The organism is Amycolatopsis sp. NPDC004378 (assembly GCF_053602455.1).
This window is the reverse complement of record NZ_JBSGDR010000019.1, coordinates 17,268-33,957: the sequence shown is the minus strand read 5'-3', so window position 1 is coordinate 33,957 and position 16,690 is coordinate 17,268. Positions and strand designations below refer to the sequence as shown.

Genomic DNA, 16,690 nt, shown 5'->3' with positions numbered 1-16,690 from the left:
AGACGCGGTGTCCGGCGGGTTGGACGGCAAGTCACCCGGACGTGTGGTTCTCGCCGCGGCTGGCTTGGAAGTCGATGAAGTCCAGGACACTCGACAGGACGTCGGGGGAGAGGGCGCTTGCCCGGAACGCGACATCGCGGACGCCTTGCTGGGACAGCTGCTCGAGGAGCGCGTACTGCCCCTGGATCTCGCGGGCTCGCTCGCTGGTTCCGAAGTACTCCAGCTCGACACCGAAGTAGGCCGCGAGTTCCTGGGCGAAGCGCAGCTTTGGTTCGTTCGCACCCTTGATCAGGTTGTACAGCTGGCTCTTCGAGATGCCGATTTCCTCGGCGACTTCCGACACGGTGTACGGGCGGCCGTCGTCGTGCTTCTTGAGGTTGATCAGCCGCTCGAGAAGCCGCCCGAAGGGCTCAGGTGGCTGATCAACGGGCTCGGACACGGTCACCCCCTCCGGATCGGAATTCCAACTTTTTGGAATTCCGATCGTAATGCGTCCGATTTGTTTGACTCTGCGTCCATGCTTTCGTACTGTCGAAGTTGATCATTCCAAGTTACTGGACGCGGAGCTGTGCAGGAACCGCCCGATCGAGTGCCTGCCACCTGTCCCGCAGAGATCCGGGTCCCCGCCCACGCCGACGTGCCCACCGGCGCGTCTCGACGCGCGGGGAGGCGCGATGCGAACCATCGACAGCTTCGCGGCGGCGGTGCACCGCAAGCGGAGAGAACGCGGCTTGACGCTCGGAGAAGTAGCCGCGAAAGCGGGCTATAGCGCGAGCTACCTCTCCAAGCTGCTGCACGGCCACCGCACCCTCCTGCCGACCGTCGTGCACGACCTCGACACCGTGCTGGCGGCGGACGGCGAGCTGGACAAGATCGCCGCGGAGCAGCGGGGCGACTCCCGAGCGGTCACCCGTCCCGTCCAGCTTCCGGCGGCTGCCGCCGATTTCGTCGGCCGCGAAGAACAGCTGCAGGCGATGGACCACGCGCTCATCACCCAAGGACGGCCGGGCGCGACCGTCACCATCGTCATCGAGGGCGGGTTCTGGGTTGGGAAAACGGCCCTGGCCGTGCACTGGGCGGCCAGCGTGCAGGCTCGCTTTCCCGGTGGCTGCCTCTTCGCGGACCTTCGCGGCCTTGCACCCGGCGCGCCGGCCGAACCGGAGGACGTCCTGGACGGATTCCTCGCGGCGCTCGGCGTGAGCGCCGCCGAGCTGGGCACGTCCAGCTTGCAGACCCGGATCGCCCGCTATCGATCGCTGCTCGCCGAACGTCCGGCGATCGTGATACTGGACAACGTCGCCGGCTACCGCCAAGCCGAATGGCTGCTCCCCGGTGCCGGCAGCGTGGTGCTGGCGACGAGCCGGGAACGGCAATCCGGTCTGCTTGCGCGTACTGGTGGCACCGCGATAGAGCTGCCGCCGCTTCGCCCCGGACAAGCCATCGAGCTACTCGGCCGCCGGGCGGGTGAGGCTCGTGTGCGAGCCAGCGCGGCCGCCGCGGAACTCGTCGTCGAACAGTGCGGTTGCCTGCCGATGACGGTCCTCATCGCCGCCGAGCACCTGCAGCGCCACCGGGAGACGACGCTCGACGAGCTGGCTGACCGCCTCAGCTCGGACAAGACCCGTCTCGACCTCTTCACCTCCAGCGACCCCGCGGTGAACATCCACGGCGTTGTCGACGTCTCGTACCTGGCTCTGCCCGCCATGGCAAGGAGGGTGTTCCGGTATCTCGGGGTCGGCCCGGCCAACGTCGTCGGGGCCGAATCGGTCGCCGTGCTCACCGACCTGGACCTCGAGCGCGCCGGCGAAGCCATGCGGTTGCTCGCGGAGGCTCACCTCGTCGAGCCGCTGGCCGACGGCCGGTACCGGATAAGCCACCTGCTCCGCGCCTACGCCCACCAGCGCGCGCTGGTCGAAGAACGGCTGAGTGAGGTCGAGCGCGCCCATGACTGCGCCCTCCGGTGGTATGCCGCGACGGCGTGGAACGCGAACAACACGCTGATCCCCAGCTGGGCGAACAGCGGAATCACGCCCGAGAACCTGGCAGGCGTCGAGCCGATGTCGTTCAAGGAAGGCGGCTTCGAGGCGGCGATGGCCTGGTGCGAGCGAGAAGTGGCCACCGCTCTCCAGGTGGCGCGGAACGCGCGGACGTACGGGGCAAAGGACGTCCTGTGGCTGCTGCCCACGTCTTTCCTGCCCTACTTCGTGCTCACCCGCAGCTGGAACACCTGGCTGGTCGCGGCGCACGACGGGCTCGCCGCCGCACGTGCTGCCGGTAGCGACGCCGGAGTCGCGCGCAGCTTGCAGGCCCTCGGCTGGGTGGAGTACGAGCTCGGCCGGACGGACGACGGCATCGCGCACCTCGAGGAGGCGCTGCGTCGACACGACGAGCTCGGAGACGACCGATCCCGAGCCTGGACCGCATACGGCCTCGGCTTCGCGTACGCCGGCCGTGAGCGGTTTGCCGAAGCGCGCGAGCTCCACGAGCTTGCCGATCGCTTGTTCTCGGACGCCGCGGTCAAGGTCGGCGTAGCGGTCAACCGGGCCGCGCTGGCTGAGGTCTGCGACCACCTCGGCCTCGCGAACACGGCGATGGAGTACGCGCTCGACGCGCTGAACCGTGCGCAGGAGTTCAGTTCCAAGGCAGTTCTCGGCATCGCCCATCAACGAATCGGCGTCCTGCTCAGCCGGCACGGTCAACATCGCGCCGCGCTGAAGCATTTCGACGACGCTCTCGCAGTTCGCGGCCGAAGCTGGCAGAGCTGGGGAGCTGCCGAGACGCTGATCTCGCGGGCCGAGACACTGCAGAGGCTCGGGCAGGTTGACCGGGCACGCGAGACTTACGCCCGGAGCCTTGAAATCCTCGACGGTCTTCGGGACGCGAGGGGAGTGGACGTTCGTGCGCGCTTGGCGTCTATCGATGCGGGCGCCATGAGAAGGTGTCGCTGAGTGAAGCGGTCACGGCGGGGATCCGGGCAGCTCCTTCCTCGGTCGTCGTGCTTCGATGGCAGGAAAGCTGGCTTGTCGGTCGAAAAGCCCGTCCACGGCATCGGAGATCTGTGCTCGGTCACCTCTGGCAGGCATGCTGCCCAAGGTGTCTACCGCGTCATTTGCGACGTCGTCAGTGCCGCCGGCCAGAAGTAGTCGTTCCTTGCCGTCAGCGCCGGTGAAGCGCGCCTGGACCTCGCCGGGTTTGCCGCGTCGTGCGATCCAGCGCCAGACGACCGAAGCCGCGGAGCCGAGGGCGCCCGTGCTCGCGAGGATGACGGCAATTATCTGGACCATCATCGGCCGGCCGCCATCAGGACGCAGACGATGCTTGAAAGCAACGCGGCAACGCCGAAGCTGATCGTCATGACGATCAGCTGGTCTCCCGTGGGTACGAAGACGTACGCGAGTAGATTGGCCAGGCCCACCGAGAGTGCGAACATGGCTGCGGAGATCGCCCAGTTCTTCTCTTTCGGTGGAATCGTCGCTGCCAAGACTTCGCTGACGCTGCCGAAAGTGAGCGCTCCACCGATGACGAACTGCTCGCCCTTGGACAAGATGGCGTCGAAGGACACCTGTCCGCTGTGCAGGCCTCGGAAAACCTCGGTGTAGATGGGAAAGGCCGCTAGGAGCACGCCGGTGAACAGCCAGAGGACGACCCTGCGCACCCGGAGCGTCCCGACCTGTTCAACGGAGATGTAGCCGTCGGGTTCTGCCATGACGAGTCGGTCGATTTCGTGGTCTCTCTTGTTACGCGATTCGGCTGGTCTCTCCGGGTGGTCTGGTTCTCGTCCGTTCGTGCCAACGGTTTTCATCTTGACCTGATCGGCACTGTCGCAGGGTGGAATCAGCACAAGTCTGTGTCTCGCGACGAATTCCCATGGAAGTGATCTTCGCTCAAAGTGGATCAAGTCAGATGGTCTTCCGGCCAGCTCCGAGCGAATCCATGGAGGAAGAATGACTTCGCGAAACCTGCGATCCAAGGTCGTCCGCGCGACGTGCGTTCCGCTTTCGGTGTTGGCGGCCTGTGTGGTCGCCGCGAGCCCGGCCGTCGCCGCGACCGAAGTTCCGATCCGCGCGCAGTGCGGCTACCTCGGCTGGGGCGAGTACCGGCATTGCGACGGCGGCACCGGTTCGCGAGTCGACCTGGACGTCGAAGACATCTGGGGGAACCTCTACCGCTACTGCGTCGGACCCGGGACCACCAACCTGCAGCCGGTGATCAGATGGGCGATCAGCGGGGCCTGGTGGAACGGCGGCGTCGGCTGCTACCCGGGCTACGAGGGACCGGCCTGACCCACGCACTCGAGGACGACTCCCCGTCCTCGGCCAGTCGGCGCGGCGGGTGCGCTTGCCCCCTCTGCGGCGTCCGCCGCGCCGGCATCAACGTTTGGCGAGCAACAGCGCGTCCTTCCAACGAGTGAACCTCCGCCGAGGCGGTGCTTCGGGTCGGACGCGCAGCTGATCATTGAACTGGAGGGGATTCATGAACGCGCGTATAGCCGCAGTTGCCTGCTCGGCAGTCATCCTTATCGCGGGCTGCAGCACGAACGAGCCGAATCGGGCCACGACGTCGTCGGCCGCGCCGGCGACCACGAACACGATGCAACCCGGCGACCTCGCGAAGCAACAGGCGACCGCGGCGTACCTCGGCATGTGGAGCGACATGGCCGATGCTGCGACGACCTCGGACTGGCAATCGCCGAAGCTCGCGCAGAACGCCACTTCGGAAGCGCTGCAGACCATCTCGCGCAGCCTTTACGCCGATCACTACAACGGCTTGGTCACCAAAGGCCGCCCGGTGAACCACCCGCGCGTCCAGGCCGCGGACCCGCCAGCCGAGCCGACGTCCGTGACGATCGCCGACTGCGGTGACTCCACGAGCTGGCTGAAGTACCGCGCCGACAACGGGCAGCTCGCCGACGACGGCCCCGGAGGCCAGCGGCGGATCGAAGCTCTCGTCAAGAAGGCGATCGACGGCTCCTGGAAGGTCACGACCTTCGCCGTACACGAGGTCGGATCATGCGCCGGGTGACGAGGTGCGCGGCCTCTTCCGCGGTCGCGTTCGGATTGCTCTTGGCCGTGACGCCCGCCGCTCTGGCGGGCGACGGCTGGGGAGATGTGCACTGTGGACAGAACGGAAACCCCTCGTGCGAACTGGGTGCCGGCCGCGGAGGTGGTTCGAAGCCACCGCCACCCGGGCCGCCGGACAGGCCCGCGGCACCGCGCCCAGGTCCCGGGCAAGAGCCACCGACAGGCGACAGCATCATCGGCGGTGACGACACGTCGGCGAACTGCTCGTACGTCCGCAGCGGCTATCAGCCGCCGACGAATGGCGTGCAAACGGTGATGCATCGGACGGCCTCGGTCCGCAGTGGACAGCCGCAGCCCGGTGGAGGCTGGTACGTCTATCGGTGTACCGGCCCGGGTTTTCGTGATGGCCTGTACCGAGCGCCGATCTGGCTCCCCGACGGGGTGGCTCCTGCTGAGGCAGCCTTGCCCTCTCCGCAAGAGCTGGCCGAGCAAGCTCGCGCTCGGCTGCGCTTGCCCGCTCCGATTATCGAGGCGAACCCGGCCGGCGACAAGCTGGTGAACCTGCCGACGTGGCTGTGGCTCGACCGCGGTAGCTGGGGAGTGAGGCAGGCGACGGCGGCCGTTCCCGGGGTTTCGGTGACGGCGGTCGCGACGCCGCAGTCCGTTTCCTGGGTGACGGGCGACGGTGGGACCGTGAGCTGCCAGGGCCCGGGAACGCCGTTCACAACCGGCGGAGACGCCTCAGCACCTTCTCCGGATTGCGGTCACACCTATCGCCGGTCGTCGGCGACGGCCCCGGACCAACGCTTTTCGGTAGGCGCGACGATCCACTGGACGGTCACCTGGTCCGGAGCCGGGGCGAGCGGCACGTTCCCCGGCCTGACGACCTCAGCGGCGGCAGCGTTCCGCGTCGCCGAGATCCAAGCGCTCGGCACCGGGCTCCGCTGACCAACTGGCTTTCGACAGCCGTCTCGCACATTCCCATCTCCGCTGTGCGCCAGCTTCCGTGAGGCACGCGGCGCGGCCGAACCATGCCTGGAGGCATCTCGTGACCAGCATCCGTACCGGTGAGCGCGATACGGGAACCGACGCCGGTTCCGTTTCGTGGCTGGGGAAGAAAGGCGAGCCGGCAGCAGTACCGACCGGTCGACGAACCGGACGTCGGCTGCCGCACCTGCTCGTCGGCGTCCTGCTCGTGCTGGTGTGCGTCGGTGGCGCGTTGTGGTGGACCACCAGCGCGCAGGGCCGCGTCACGGTACTGGCGGTCGCTCGGCCGGTGAGTGTCGGGCACGTCCTCGAACGAGCGGACGTTCGTGAGGTCGGGATTTCACCGGCCGACGCCGTCGCGATAGTCCCGGTGGAGCAGGCGACCGCGGTGCTCGGGCGGCGGATGGCGACGAGCCTCAGCCCGGGAGCGTTGCTCACCCCGGGCAGCGTCGGCCCGGCATCGGTCCCGGCCGCCGGGCACGCCATCGTGGCAGTCGCGCTGAAGCCGGGGCAGTTCCCGCTGGAAACCACGCCCGGGACATCGGTCCTCGTCGCGGTCACCGCGCCGCCCTCGACCGCCGTGTCGGCGCCCGCCCAGGCGAGCGGGCAGATGTGGACGGCCACGGTGACCGGGCTGGCCAAGGCGGAGACCGACCAGACCACGGTGATCTCGCTGCAGCTCGTGGGCGACGCCGCGCTTGCGCTCGCGCGGGTCCCCGTCGGCCAGGTGTCGCTGGTCATGCTCGCGGGCGGTGAGCGCTGATGCTGATCGCCCTCACCAGCGTGAAGGGCTCGCCGGGCGTCACCACTTTCGCCGTCGCCTTGGCCGCGAGCTGGCCGGCGGGCGCCCGTCGGGTGGTTGTCGAATGCGATCCCGCAGGCAGTGACCTCGCGCAACGATTCGGCCTGGCCGCATCGCCGGGCCTGCTCAGCCTCGCGGCGGCCGCCCGGCAGCCGGTGGATCAGGACGTCGTCTGGAACCACACCCAGCCGCTTCCCAGTGGCATCCAGGTGATGGCGGGACCGTCAGGCGCGCACCAAGCGCGTGCCGCGTTGGGCACCCTGACCTCCGCGACCTCACCGCTCTTCGCCCACCGTCCGGCCGTGGCGGTGTTCGCCGACTGCGGGCGGCTGGACCCCGGTTCGCCCACCGAGGCGGTGATCCGTCACGCGGACGTCCTGCTGGTGATCTCCGGGTCGCACAGCGACGAGCTTGCCCACCTCGCCACCCGGGTCCACGGTCTCGGCCGGATCGCAGCTCGCGCGTGCTTGGTGCTCGCCGGCGGCGGGCACGCGACCAACGCGGTCGAGCGCGAGCTAGGCATCCCTGTCATGGCGAGGATTCCCGACGATCCGAGCGGGGCCGCGAACTACACCGGGCGAGCAGCGCCTCATCGCCGCCGAGCCGGTGGGCTCGTCCGGGTCGCGAGCGTCGTTGCCCAGGCCCTCGCCGCTGGGCCTTCTCGCGAACCGTCCCCGCCGGAGCTGGATGCCGTTCAGCAGGTGCCAGGCGTACCTGCCCAGCCCACCGCGGCTTCCGGCGTTCGTGTTCTGCGCCCACCTGCCCTGGGGAAGGACGTCCGGTCATGACCGTGCTCGACGAACACCGACGACCCGACCCGGAAGCCGACTCCGGTCCCCAGGTACGCCTGCGCGAGTTCCTCAGGCGCACCCTCGCCGACGAGCTGCCGAGCCGGACCGTTACCGCCGCGGAGCCCCTGACCCCGGCGCGGCGCCGTGAGTGGGCTCGCGACGTCCTCCGCGGTGCCGTGGCCGCCCACAGCGAGGCCGAGCTGCAGGCAGGTCGGGTGCTGCTCTCTCCGGGTGCCGAAGAACAACTCGTCGAGACGGTGCTGGACGAGGTGTTCGGGCTGGGCGGGCTGCAGCCGCTGCTGGCGGATCCGAAGGTCGAGACGATCAACGTCAACCGCTTCGACCGCGTCTTCGTCCAGTACGCGGACGGCTCGCGGGCCCAGGTCGCACCGGTCGCGGCCTCGAACGACGAGCTGACCGACTTGGTCCGGACGCTCGCGGCCAGGGCGTCGTCGGAAGAGCGGCGCTTCGACCGCGGCTCGCCGGCGCTGAACCTCCAGCTGCCCGGCGGCGAGCGCCTCTTCGCGGTGCTCGGGCTCACCGCCGACGGGGTGACGGCGTGCTCGATCCGTCGGCACGGCTTCCTGACCACCAGCCTCACCGAGCTGCGTCGGCGCGGCACCCTCGACGTCGGCCTCGAGCGATTCCTGCGCGCTCTCGTCCGCGCCCGGAAGAACATCCTGATCACCGGCGGCGCCGGCTTCGGCAAGACGACCCTGCTCCGCGCGATGGCGGCGGAGATGGACCCGCTCGAACGCATCGTCACCGTCGAAGACGCCTTCGAACTCGGCCTCGGGCTCGACCACGAGCTGCACGCGGACGTCACCGCGCTGCAGGCCCGGGAAGCCAACGTCGAAGGCGTGGGCGCGATCAGCCAGGCCGAGCTCGTCCGCTGGGGCCTGCGGATGTCTCCGGACCGCGTGATCGTCGGCGAGATCCGTGGGCCCGAGGTCATCCCGATGTGCAACGCGATGTCCCAGGGCAACGACGGCTCGATGGCCACGTTGCACGCGAGCAGCTCCAAGATCGCCTTCACCCGGCTGGCGTCCTACGCCGCCCAGGGCGCTGAACGGCTCTCGCTGGAAGCCACGGCCCTGCTGGTCGCGTCCAGCGTGCACTTCGTCGTACACCTGGCCAAGGCCGCCGACCGCACGACCCGGGTCGTCTCCTCGATCCGCGAGGTCGTCGATGCCGACGGCGGAACCGTCGTCTCCAACGAGGTCTACCGCCCGGGCCCCGACCTGCGTGCGCGTCCGGTTGGCGGCGCGCTGCGCGCCGACACGCTCGACGACCTGGTCGACGCCGGATTCGACCCGGGTCTTCTGGCCGCGCCAGAGGGGTGGTGGGCGAGGTGACCAGCGCTCTCATCGGTTGTACTGCGGGACTCGGTACCGCCGCGGGTCTGCTGCTCGTCATCGTCGGATTCCGTCGACCACCGGCTCGGGTACTTGCTTTCCGGAACGTGCGGCGGCGAACCGATCGAACGCGCCCGCTCCGGTTGGGCGTAGCACTCGGCGCCGGCTCGGTGGCTGGCGCGGCGACCGGCTGGATAGTCGGGGGAGTGCTTGCGGCGGCCGCCGTGTGGTTCTTGCCTGCGTTGGTCGGGCCCGACCGTGCGCACGTCCGCCGGGTTGCGCGGATCGAGGCCGTGGCGTCGTGGACGGAGATGCTGCGCGACATCCTTTCGGCCGCGGCCGGGCTCGAGCAGGCGATCCTCGCGACCGCGCCGCTCGCACCCACGGCGATCCGCGAGGACGTCGGCCGCCTCGCGGCGCGGCTGCGAAGCGGACAACGGCTCGCCCCCGCGCTGCGGCGCCTGGCCGACGAGCTGGCCGATCCGACCGCAGACCTGGTCATCGCCTCGCTGGTCCTGGCGGCCGAACACCACGCTCGCCAGCTCGGCGAGCTGCTCGGCTCGCTGGCGGAGACCGCGCGGGCGCAGGCGGCGATGCGGATGCGGGTCGAAACCGGCCGCGCCCGGACCCGAACGTCCGTCCGGGTCGTCGTCGCCACCACGATCGCGTTCGCCATCGGTGTCGTGGTGCTCAACCGCGAGTACCTCATCGCCTACGACAGCCCGCTCGGCCAAGCTGTCCTACTCGCCGTCGGTGTGTTGTTCGGCAGCGGGTTCGGCTGGCTGACCCGGATCGCCGCCGGCCATCCGGTTGCCAGGGTGCTCTCGCTGGGCGACCCGCCCGAGCCCGAGCCGACTGCCGCAGCTGCGGCGGCGTGGGCGGGTGGGCGAGCATGACTGTCGCGATCCTCTTCGGCCTCGGAACGGGCATCGGTCTCTGGTCCATCATGATCTGGGCGATCCCGCCGCAGGCCGCGCTTCGTGGCCGATTCGCCGGCCCGAAGGACGACGTCGGCCCGATCGCCGGGGTGGCCGAAACGTCGTGGGCCACCGCACTGGCCCGGCCCGTCATTCCCAGCTTGCGCGCCCTCGGCTTGCCTGGTGGTCGGCTGGGCCCGGATCTCCGTGTCGTGGGCCGCGGCACCGACACCCACCTGGCCATGAAGGCACTGCTGGCCTGCGCCGGTCTGCTGGCTCCTCTCCTGCTGAAAGGTCTGCTCGCTGTCGTCGACGTGCCGCTCGGCTTCGAGGTACCGCTGGTACTCGCCCTCGTGCTCGCGGCAGCCGGGTTCATCGTCCCCGACCTCGACGTCCGCGCGAAAGCCGCGCGTGCACGTGCAGAGTTCCGCGCCGCGCTCTCCGCTTTCCTGGACCTCGTCTGGATCAGCCTCGCCGGCGGCTCCGGTGTCGAGGCGGCACTCCTGGCAGCCGCGGACGTCGGGCGCGGCGGCGCCTTCGGCCAGCTGCGCCGCGCCCTCGACGCCGCCCAGCTGACCCGCAGCGCACCATGGTCGACGTTGCGCCGGCTCGGGGAAGAACTGGACATCGCCGAACTCGCCGAGCTGGCGGCGTCCATCTCCCTCGCCGGCACTGAAGGCGCCAAGGTCCGGGCTTCCCTCGCAGCGAAAGCCGCTGCGGTACGCACCCACTTGGTCGCCGACGCCGAGGCCGATGCCCAAGCCGCGACCGAGCGCATGGCCCTGCCGGTCACCCTGCTGTTCCTCGGCTTCCTTGGATTCATCGCCTACCCGGCCGTCACCCAGGTCCTCAACGGACTCTGACCGTCCACAGGAGACACCATGCTGACCCACTGCCGAACCCTCTGGAACCTCTTCACCGTAAGGATTCTTCTGCTGCGCAAAGACAGCAGCCGCGGCGAGATCACCACCACGGTCATCGTCACCGCGCTCATGGCGGTGCTCGCCATCGCGCTGATCGCCATCATCGCCGCCAAGCTCACCGCGAAGGCCAACAGCATCGACCTCGGCGGCTGACATGCGGTCTGATTCGGCTGACCGAGGGGCCGCCACCGCCGAGCTGGTGATCGCCACGCCGTTGCTGCTGCTGGCGTTGCTGGCGATCGTCCAGTTCGCCCTTTGGTCGCACGCGACCCACGTCGCGCAGGCGGCCGCGGCCGCCGGGCTGGCCACCGCGCGTTCCCAGGACGGCACCGCCACTGCCGGCCACGCCGCCGCCCAGCGGCTCATCGACGACCTCGCGAACGGTCCGCTCCGGTCGTCGCACGTGGACGTCGAGCGGACCGCGACCTCGGCGTCGGCGAGTGTGCAAGGCGAGGTCGTTGCTGTTCTGCCCGGCCTGCACCTGCACGTGCACGCCGAAACCACAGGCGCGGTCGAAAGGTTCGTTCCCGACGCCTGATCGAAGGGGAGAAATCATGCCATTGCTGGAAAAGCCGGAGCCGGTGACCGTCGGAGATTTCGTCGACGGATCGGACACGATGCTGTGGAACCCAGCCCTCACAACGAAACGCTGGCGGACGGAGGTGCTTCGTACGTTTCTGGTGCGAGTCCTCTCGATCCGCTGCGGAGCAGGGCTGCTCGTCTTCTCCTTCGTGCTGGGCACCGGACGCGGCGAAACCCTCTTGGGCGCGCTGATGAACGGCGGGGCCATCGTGCTCGTGTTGAGCGGGCTGCTGGATGCCTTGATCACCGCGGCCGGTCTGGCCAGCGAGCACCAGCACAAGCCCCGACGTTGCCGGTTGGAACGAACGCCCGGAGAGTTCTTTCTCCGGAGCCGCGACTTCGCCAACCTGGACCAGGCCGCTTTCCGAACCGCAGGACTCCTGGCCGACCTCACCGGCGAGCTGCACGACACATCGGCACGCGACTGGTTCGACCCCGAGCTGCCCGGGCGAGTCCACCAGATCGTCTGGGAGGCGCTGACCCGCCTGCTCGCGACGGACGCTGCTCGCCGGCATGCCGCGCGGGTCGCGACAGCGGGGGAGAGCGACCTCGCGGCCACGATTGCGGCGGCGATCGCGGAGTTCGACGCGCTGCTCGACGACCTGGTCTTCCACCTGCAGGGGTGCGTCACGCTCGCGCGGGAATGGGAAGCCAAGCTTCGGCGCGCCGAGCTGCTCGACCACACCACCGCGATCTGCGCCGAGCTGGAGGCCGTGTCGATCCGTCCGGTGGTCGACATCGCCGCGGAGCTGCCGAGGTCGGTCTTCGCCTTCGTGACCGCGGCCCGGGACCTGACCGGAGCCGGCCCGTTCCCGTGGGAACGCTCGCCGGCGGAGCCGGTCCGGTGAACGCTATCCGGCGCGGCCGGGCAGGGAGCTGGTGGCTTGCCGAGCGCGGGTCGGTGACCGTCGAAGCGGTCCTGATCGCTCCGGTCGTGGTCATGCTGCTGGTGTTCGTCGCCGTGGTGGTCCACCGCGGCGTCGACGCGAAACTCCGGCTCGATGACACTGCCCACCAGGCGGCGCGCGCCGCGAGCCTGCAGCGCACGCCCGCAGCCGCCGCGGCTGCCGCAGAAGCGACCGCCACCTCGGCGCTTGCGCACGCCGGGCCGGTCTGCCGCGACGCCGCCGTCAGCACGAGGACGTCCTCGATCCCGGGCAGCACCGTTGTCGTCAGCGTCCGCTGCACCGTCGACTTCGGCCAGGCCCTGCTGCTCGGCGTGCCCGGATCCCGGGCCCTCAGCGCCACCGCGAGCGAAGTCATCGACACCTACCGCTCCCAGCCCACGGTCGGAGGCGCGTGATGGACGCCCGCACCGCGGCGTGGTGGCGAGCCGACAGGGGCCAGGTCTCGGCGTTCGTTGTCGTGCTGATGGCCGGCTTGCTGGCTTTGGCGGGCCTCGGGCTCGACGGCGGCCTCGCGCTCGCCGCCAAAGTCCGCGCTACCGGCCAGGCCGAGTCCGCTGCACGCGCCGGCGCGCAAGCGATCGACCTCGCCGCGTACCGGGAAACCGGAGCACTCCGGCTGGTACCGGCGAACGCCGACGCGCTGGCCCGCCGGTACCTCGCCGCGGTCAGCGCGACCGGCACGGTGACCGCCACCCTCGACGCCGTGACCGTCACCGTCATGACTAGCCAGCGCACTCAGCTGCTGTCGCTCATCGGCATCCAGGCGATCGGCGCCCACGGCAGCGGCACCGCCCATCCCCAGCGTGGCGTCATCGCGCTCGAGCCCTGAACACCGGAGGAAGAAGCCATGATCACGACCGACGAGATCGAACGGCGCGTCGAGAAGGCCGACGCGGAGAAGAGCGCCAGGAGGACGGCAGCAGCCCGCGAGGTCGGGGAGCTCGCACGCCGGCGAGCCGCGCTGGCCGAAGAGCTGTCGGAGGTCGAACGCACGCTCGGCACCGTGCTCGCCGCGGCGGCGGACGTCATCGGCGTCGACGAGCTGGCCGAGTTCACCGACGTCCCGGCCGCCGACCTCACCGGGTGGCTCACCGCCGGCAAACCCCGCGCTCGCCGCGGTCGGCCACCCGGCAGCCGCCGACCGAAACCGGAAACCCAGCCCGCGACCACTCCGCTGGAACCTCGGTCAGGTCCGCCGGCGCCCGGAATGCAGCCCCCAGCTGTCCACGGCCAGCGAACCTGAGCCACGGACGCTGTCGTGCTCGCTCGTCACGCACTCGTCCTCGGCGTGGGACGGCTAGCGCAGGCCGGAGTAGCGCTCGCGTTGCTGACCGGGTTGTGCGCCGGGCTGCCTTGGGTACTAGTGCGGTTCATCGGCTGGCCTCTCCCGGATCACCTGCCCACCACGGCGGAACTCGGCAAGGTACTAACGGCCGCGCCGTCGACAGGCCTGCTGCTCAACGGGCTCGCTTGCGGCGCGTGGCTGCTGTGGGGCGCGTTCCTTGTCGAGCTGTTCGGGTGCGTGCGGGATCTCGTCCTCGCCGTCGGCAATCCGGATCTCATTCGGCGTGGTGGTCCGCTCCGTCGGGTTGCCGTGGCACTCATCGCCGCTGTCATCGTCTCGTGCGTCAGCCGCACTGCCCTCGCCGCGCCCAGCGGAAACAGCACGGTCCCGGCCGACACGGCCTCCTCGGCCACCCCGCCGTCGCCCGAGGACGTCGAGCTGGTGCGTCCACCCCACGACGGCGTCCACGATTCGCTGTATCGGATCGCGCAACGCCGCATAGGCGACGGTGATCGGTGGCCGGAGATCTGGCGCCTGAACACCGGGAGCCGCCAGCCCGGTGGTCGTACGTTGACGTCGCCCAGCCTGGTCCACCCAGGCGATCGGATCCACCTCCCGTCGGTGACCAGGCCCGTCGATCCCCGACCACCGGAGCGGCGGTCGCCACCAGCGGAGCCCGCGGCTGTCTCCCCGCCGAGCCCGGCGGCACCGTCCGCCGGTACTCCGAGCTCGGGCTCGTCATGGGAGCCCGGCGTCTACGTTGGGCTGGGCCTGGCAGGCGCGATCAGCGCGGCGCTGCTCGTAGCCAGACGACGCCACCGCGCCGGCTACCGACCCGGCAGCGGCCGACGCGACGAGCTACCCGTCGCCCCAGTCGTCTCCGAGCTGGACCGGGCACACCGGCGTGCCCAAAGCGGACCCGACGAGCTGAACGACGAACCCGATACGGGGATCGAGCTGGGCGAGCCCGGCGACGAGGCAGCCGCAGAGCTGGCGCTGAACGCCGCGGCGACGCACGGCCTCGGACTGGTCGGCCCCGGCAGCCACGCCGCGGCCCGCGCGCTGCTGCTCACGGCCATGACATCCACCGGCCAAGCGCAAGTCGCCGCGCCGGCCGCGGACTTGCGCGACCTGTTCGGCTTCCCGGAACCCGGCGCCGAGTTGCCGGAATGCGTCCACGCTGCCGACGACCTCGCTGCAGCGCTCGCACACCTCGGGAGCGCTGCGGGCAACCACCTGATCCTCGTGGCCGGTGCACCAGTTGGCGAACCCGACCACACCGGTGTGCAGCGCATCCTCGCCGAAGCTGGCGCCAAGACGACCGTACTGCTGCTCGGGCAGTGGCGCTCCGGCGTCACTGCCTACGTCGATGCCGCGGGGGTCATCACCGCGACCTCACCCGGCCCCGGAGAGGGACTTCGCGGCAGGCGAGCCTTCTCCCTTCCCGAATCCGCGACCCGCGAACTGTTCGCTCTCTTCGACGCTGGACATCGGGCTCCGGACGACTCTGTGCTCGAGCTGACGCATGGGTTGGAGATCGCCGGTCCGCCGGCCCCCGAACCACCAGAATCAGTGGCTGAACCGGGCGTAGTGCTTGCGGTCGACGCTCGGCATCTCGCGGCACCGCTGGTGCTGTCGGTCTTCGGGCCGCCGAGGTTGCTGTGGCGACCGGACGCCAGCCGCCCGGACCACGTCGTCGAGATCACGGGCAGCGTGTCGCAACGGCTGTGGGAGCTCCTGCTTTACCTCGCCCTTCATTCACAGGGAGTTCCACGGGCCGCGATCATCGACAGCCTGTGGGCCAATCGCCCAGCGCAGGACCCGGCCGCGGTGCTGCGCACCGTCCTTTCGCGCCTTCGCGGGACCATCCACAAAGCGACCTCACCCGAGATCGGCGACCTCGTGATCGCCCAGCACGGCCGGTATCGCCTCGACCCCGCTGTCGCCGAGGTCGACTACTGGTCCTTCGCCGAAGCGCTCGCTCGCCGCCGCGCTACGACCGAAGACGAGCAGCGAGCCGCTGCCAACGCCGCGATCGTCTCCAGCTACGGCGGCGAGCTGGCGGCCGGCGTCGAGGCCGAATGGCTGACCGCGCTGCGCGAGGGAGTCCGCCGCGACGCCCTCGACGCCGTTGCAGCACTTGCTCGCGCACAGGTCCAGAATGATCCCGAGGCCACCTTGGAGCTACTCGAATCGGCGCGGGACTTCGACCCGCACAACGAGCTGCTCTACCGCGACATCATGCGCCTCGAACACAACCTCGGCCGGCACGACGCGATCCCCAGAACGCTGCGCTTGCTCGAAGCGCGCCTCGCTGAGATCGACGAGACTCCGACACCCGCGACAGTCGAGCTCGCCGAGCGCCTCCGACAATTTCACGTCGGGATCGCACCTGCTGCACCCTGATCCCGCGATGACACCGGGTTATCGAGAAGGCTTGCTGCCTCAGCGCGTGTCGGCGCCTTCGAAATACCTCGATGCTGAAATGGCTGATTCGCAGAGACGGATGTTAGTGTCGACGTGCTGATCGTCGTCGCACAAGAAAAGCCTCGTGGTGCTTTCGTTCGAAGTCGTTGCAATTCGTGGGTTCGCCACCGGTGTCTTGGTGCTCTTTCCTGGTGTGTGCATGGTGTTGTGCTGCCGGCACCTCGGGAGTTCATCGGCTTGGGGGGCCCGTCTTCACCGGGCTGCCGCCGGGGGTTCCCGTGCACCCGCCGATCGCCCTGCCGCTCTGCGGGCCGCCTAAGGTGGATCCTCCGTGGGTGCGCATACGTGCAGGTCAGAGGCTCTGCTGAGGGATCCGCTGATATCCCAGACTCGCTTGGCGACAAGCAGGTAAGCACATCGGGCCCGTCTTGTCTGCCAGGCTCACGTGTTCATGTGCCCGTGGCTCTACTTCGATGGTTATCTCGCCTTGTGCCGATGGGTGCCTTCCTATCTGGTTCATTGCAAGAGGAATGCACATTCGCCTATCTGTGCGGAAGCGTTGTTGACCGCCGAGATGTCCGCCGGCCTGTGTTAATGCATTCCGCTGGTAATTGCCTTCTATTCCTTGAATGGTGTCAAATGTGTCACCTGAACGGGGTGCGAAAACCTATTGTGCGGCGCTGGTTTGTCGA

The 16,690-nt window shown here is 69.4% G+C and carries 19 protein-coding genes; 15 read left to right on the top strand and 4 right to left on the bottom strand.

The annotated features are described in order from the left end of the window. Positions 1 to 31 precede the first annotated feature (31 nt). On the bottom strand, positions 32 to 439 hold the full coding sequence (locus ACWEN0_RS37860) for a helix-turn-helix domain-containing protein (protein ID WP_451984643.1): 408 nt from the start codon (positions 437 to 439) through the stop codon (positions 32 to 34). Positions 440 to 674: 235 nt separating this feature from the next. Here ACWEN0_RS37860 and ACWEN0_RS37855 point away from each other — a divergent pair, with 235 nt between their 5' ends. After that, positions 675 to 2,948: a tetratricopeptide repeat protein gene (locus ACWEN0_RS37855; protein ID WP_451984641.1), complete on the top strand. Its 2,274-nt coding sequence runs from the start codon at positions 675 to 677 to the stop codon at positions 2,946 to 2,948. Between the two features lie 9 nt (positions 2,949 to 2,957). Here the strand turns inward: ACWEN0_RS37855 and ACWEN0_RS37850 are convergent, their stop codons facing one another. Together ACWEN0_RS37850 and ACWEN0_RS37845 are read right to left on the bottom strand one after the other, a co-directional pair. Then, the gene (locus tag ACWEN0_RS37850) at positions 2,958 to 3,287 is read right to left on the bottom strand and encodes a hypothetical protein (protein ID WP_451984639.1); all 330 of its coding nucleotides are present in this window, start codon (positions 3,285 to 3,287) and stop codon (positions 2,958 to 2,960) included. Beyond that, a complete protein-coding gene (locus tag ACWEN0_RS37845) occupies positions 3,284 to 3,706 on the bottom strand; it encodes a hypothetical protein (protein WP_451984637.1) in 423 nt (140 codons plus the stop codon). Before ACWEN0_RS37845 ends, ACWEN0_RS37850 begins: the two co-directional genes overlap by 4 nt. Positions 3,707 to 3,944: 238 nt before the next feature. On the opposite strand from ACWEN0_RS37845, the gene ACWEN0_RS37840 reads away from it, so the two are divergent. Beyond that, entirely contained in the window at positions 3,945 to 4,283 is a 339-nt protein-coding gene (locus ACWEN0_RS37840) for a DUF6355 family natural product biosynthesis protein (RefSeq protein ID WP_451984635.1), read from the top strand. An 87-nt stretch (positions 4,284 to 4,370) separates the two neighbouring features. Here the strand turns inward: ACWEN0_RS37840 and ACWEN0_RS37835 are convergent, their stop codons facing one another. After that, a complete protein-coding gene (locus ACWEN0_RS37835; RefSeq protein WP_451984633.1) occupies positions 4,371 to 4,589 on the bottom strand; it encodes a hypothetical protein in 219 nt (72 codons plus the stop codon). 1 nt (position 4,590) lies between these two features. Here ACWEN0_RS37835 and ACWEN0_RS37830 point away from each other — a divergent pair, with 1 nt between their 5' ends. The 13 genes from ACWEN0_RS37830 to ACWEN0_RS37770 all read left to right on the top strand — a co-directional run bounded on the left by ACWEN0_RS37830 (position 4,591) and on the right by ACWEN0_RS37770 (position 15,977). Beyond that, on the top strand, positions 4,591 to 5,022 hold the full coding sequence (locus ACWEN0_RS37830; RefSeq protein WP_451984631.1) for a hypothetical protein: 432 nt from the start codon (positions 4,591 to 4,593) through the stop codon (positions 5,020 to 5,022). 1,047 nt (positions 5,023 to 6,069) lie between these two features. Next, positions 6,070 to 6,771, top strand: a complete 702-nt coding sequence (locus ACWEN0_RS37825) for a hypothetical protein (RefSeq protein WP_451984629.1) — start codon at positions 6,070 to 6,072, stop codon at positions 6,769 to 6,771. Beyond that, positions 6,771 to 7,598, top strand: coding sequence for a hypothetical protein (locus ACWEN0_RS37820; protein ID WP_451984627.1), 828 nt, complete (start codon positions 6,771 to 6,773; stop codon positions 7,596 to 7,598). Before ACWEN0_RS37825 ends, ACWEN0_RS37820 begins: the two co-directional genes overlap by 1 nt. Next, a complete protein-coding gene (locus tag ACWEN0_RS37815; protein WP_451984625.1) occupies positions 7,595 to 8,956 on the top strand; it encodes a CpaF family protein in 1,362 nt (453 codons plus the stop codon). The genes ACWEN0_RS37820 and ACWEN0_RS37815 overlap by 4 nt, the downstream gene beginning before the upstream one ends. 233 nt (positions 8,957 to 9,189) lie before the next feature. Next, on the top strand, positions 9,190 to 9,852 hold the full coding sequence (locus ACWEN0_RS37810; protein WP_451984623.1) for a type II secretion system F family protein: 663 nt from the start codon (positions 9,190 to 9,192) through the stop codon (positions 9,850 to 9,852). Beyond that, a complete protein-coding gene (locus tag ACWEN0_RS37805) occupies positions 9,849 to 10,736 on the top strand; it encodes a secretion system protein (protein WP_451984621.1) in 888 nt (295 codons plus the stop codon). The genes ACWEN0_RS37810 and ACWEN0_RS37805 overlap by 4 nt, the downstream gene beginning before the upstream one ends. 18 nt (positions 10,737 to 10,754) lie before the next feature. Continuing rightward, the gene (locus tag ACWEN0_RS37800; protein WP_410630947.1) at positions 10,755 to 10,949 is read left to right on the top strand and encodes a hypothetical protein; all 195 of its coding nucleotides are present in this window, start codon (positions 10,755 to 10,757) and stop codon (positions 10,947 to 10,949) included. A 1-nt stretch (position 10,950) separates the two neighbouring features. After that, the gene (locus ACWEN0_RS37795) at positions 10,951 to 11,334 is read left to right on the top strand and encodes a TadE/TadG family type IV pilus assembly protein (RefSeq protein WP_410630948.1); all 384 of its coding nucleotides are present in this window, start codon (positions 10,951 to 10,953) and stop codon (positions 11,332 to 11,334) included. Continuing rightward, the gene (locus ACWEN0_RS37790; RefSeq protein ID WP_451984619.1) at positions 11,255 to 12,226 is read left to right on the top strand and encodes a hypothetical protein; all 972 of its coding nucleotides are present in this window, start codon (positions 11,255 to 11,257) and stop codon (positions 12,224 to 12,226) included. The genes ACWEN0_RS37795 and ACWEN0_RS37790 overlap by 80 nt, the downstream gene beginning before the upstream one ends. After that, positions 12,223 to 12,681: a TadE/TadG family type IV pilus assembly protein gene (locus ACWEN0_RS37785; protein WP_451984617.1), complete on the top strand. Its 459-nt coding sequence runs from the start codon at positions 12,223 to 12,225 to the stop codon at positions 12,679 to 12,681. Before ACWEN0_RS37790 ends, ACWEN0_RS37785 begins: the two co-directional genes overlap by 4 nt. Then, complete coding sequence (locus ACWEN0_RS37780; protein ID WP_410630951.1) at positions 12,681 to 13,115, top strand: pilus assembly protein TadG-related protein; 435 nt, start codon at positions 12,681 to 12,683, stop codon at positions 13,113 to 13,115. Before ACWEN0_RS37785 ends, ACWEN0_RS37780 begins: the two co-directional genes overlap by 1 nt. An 18-nt stretch (positions 13,116 to 13,133) precedes the next feature. Then, on the top strand, positions 13,134 to 13,529 hold the full coding sequence (locus ACWEN0_RS37775) for a hypothetical protein (protein ID WP_410630952.1): 396 nt from the start codon (positions 13,134 to 13,136) through the stop codon (positions 13,527 to 13,529). Between the two features lie 120 nt (positions 13,530 to 13,649). After that, positions 13,650 to 15,977, top strand: a complete 2,328-nt coding sequence (locus ACWEN0_RS37770; protein ID WP_451984615.1) for a BTAD domain-containing putative transcriptional regulator — start codon at positions 13,650 to 13,652, stop codon at positions 15,975 to 15,977. The last annotated feature ends 713 nt before the right edge of the window (positions 15,978 to 16,690 follow it).

Excerpts from the sequence above, each read along its gene's own strand:
- ACWEN0_RS37855 (WP_451984641.1), top strand. The coding sequence starts at position 675 with ATGCGAACCATCGACAGCTTCGCGGCGGCGGTGCACCGCAAGCGGAGA.
- ACWEN0_RS37850 (WP_451984639.1), bottom strand. The coding sequence starts at position 3,287 with ATGATGGTCCAGATAATTGCCGTCATCCTCGCGAGCACGGGCGCCCTC.
- ACWEN0_RS37845 (WP_451984637.1), bottom strand. The coding sequence starts at position 3,706 with ATGGCAGAACCCGACGGCTACATCTCCGTTGAACAGGTCGGGACGCTC.
- ACWEN0_RS37840 (WP_451984635.1), top strand. The coding sequence starts at position 3,945 with ATGACTTCGCGAAACCTGCGATCCAAGGTCGTCCGCGCGACGTGCGTT.
- ACWEN0_RS37830 (WP_451984631.1), top strand. The coding sequence starts at position 4,591 with ATGCAACCCGGCGACCTCGCGAAGCAACAGGCGACCGCGGCGTACCTC.
- ACWEN0_RS37820 (WP_451984627.1), top strand. The coding sequence starts at position 6,771 with ATGCTGATCGCCCTCACCAGCGTGAAGGGCTCGCCGGGCGTCACCACT.
- ACWEN0_RS37815 (WP_451984625.1), top strand. The coding sequence starts at position 7,595 with ATGACCGTGCTCGACGAACACCGACGACCCGACCCGGAAGCCGACTCC.
- ACWEN0_RS37805 (WP_451984621.1), top strand. The coding sequence starts at position 9,849 with ATGACTGTCGCGATCCTCTTCGGCCTCGGAACGGGCATCGGTCTCTGG.
- ACWEN0_RS37800 (WP_410630947.1), top strand. The coding sequence starts at position 10,755 with ATGCTGACCCACTGCCGAACCCTCTGGAACCTCTTCACCGTAAGGATT.
- ACWEN0_RS37795 (WP_410630948.1), top strand. The coding sequence starts at position 10,951 with ATGCGGTCTGATTCGGCTGACCGAGGGGCCGCCACCGCCGAGCTGGTG.
- ACWEN0_RS37780 (WP_410630951.1), top strand. The coding sequence starts at position 12,681 with ATGGACGCCCGCACCGCGGCGTGGTGGCGAGCCGACAGGGGCCAGGTC.
- ACWEN0_RS37775 (WP_410630952.1), top strand. The coding sequence starts at position 13,134 with ATGATCACGACCGACGAGATCGAACGGCGCGTCGAGAAGGCCGACGCG.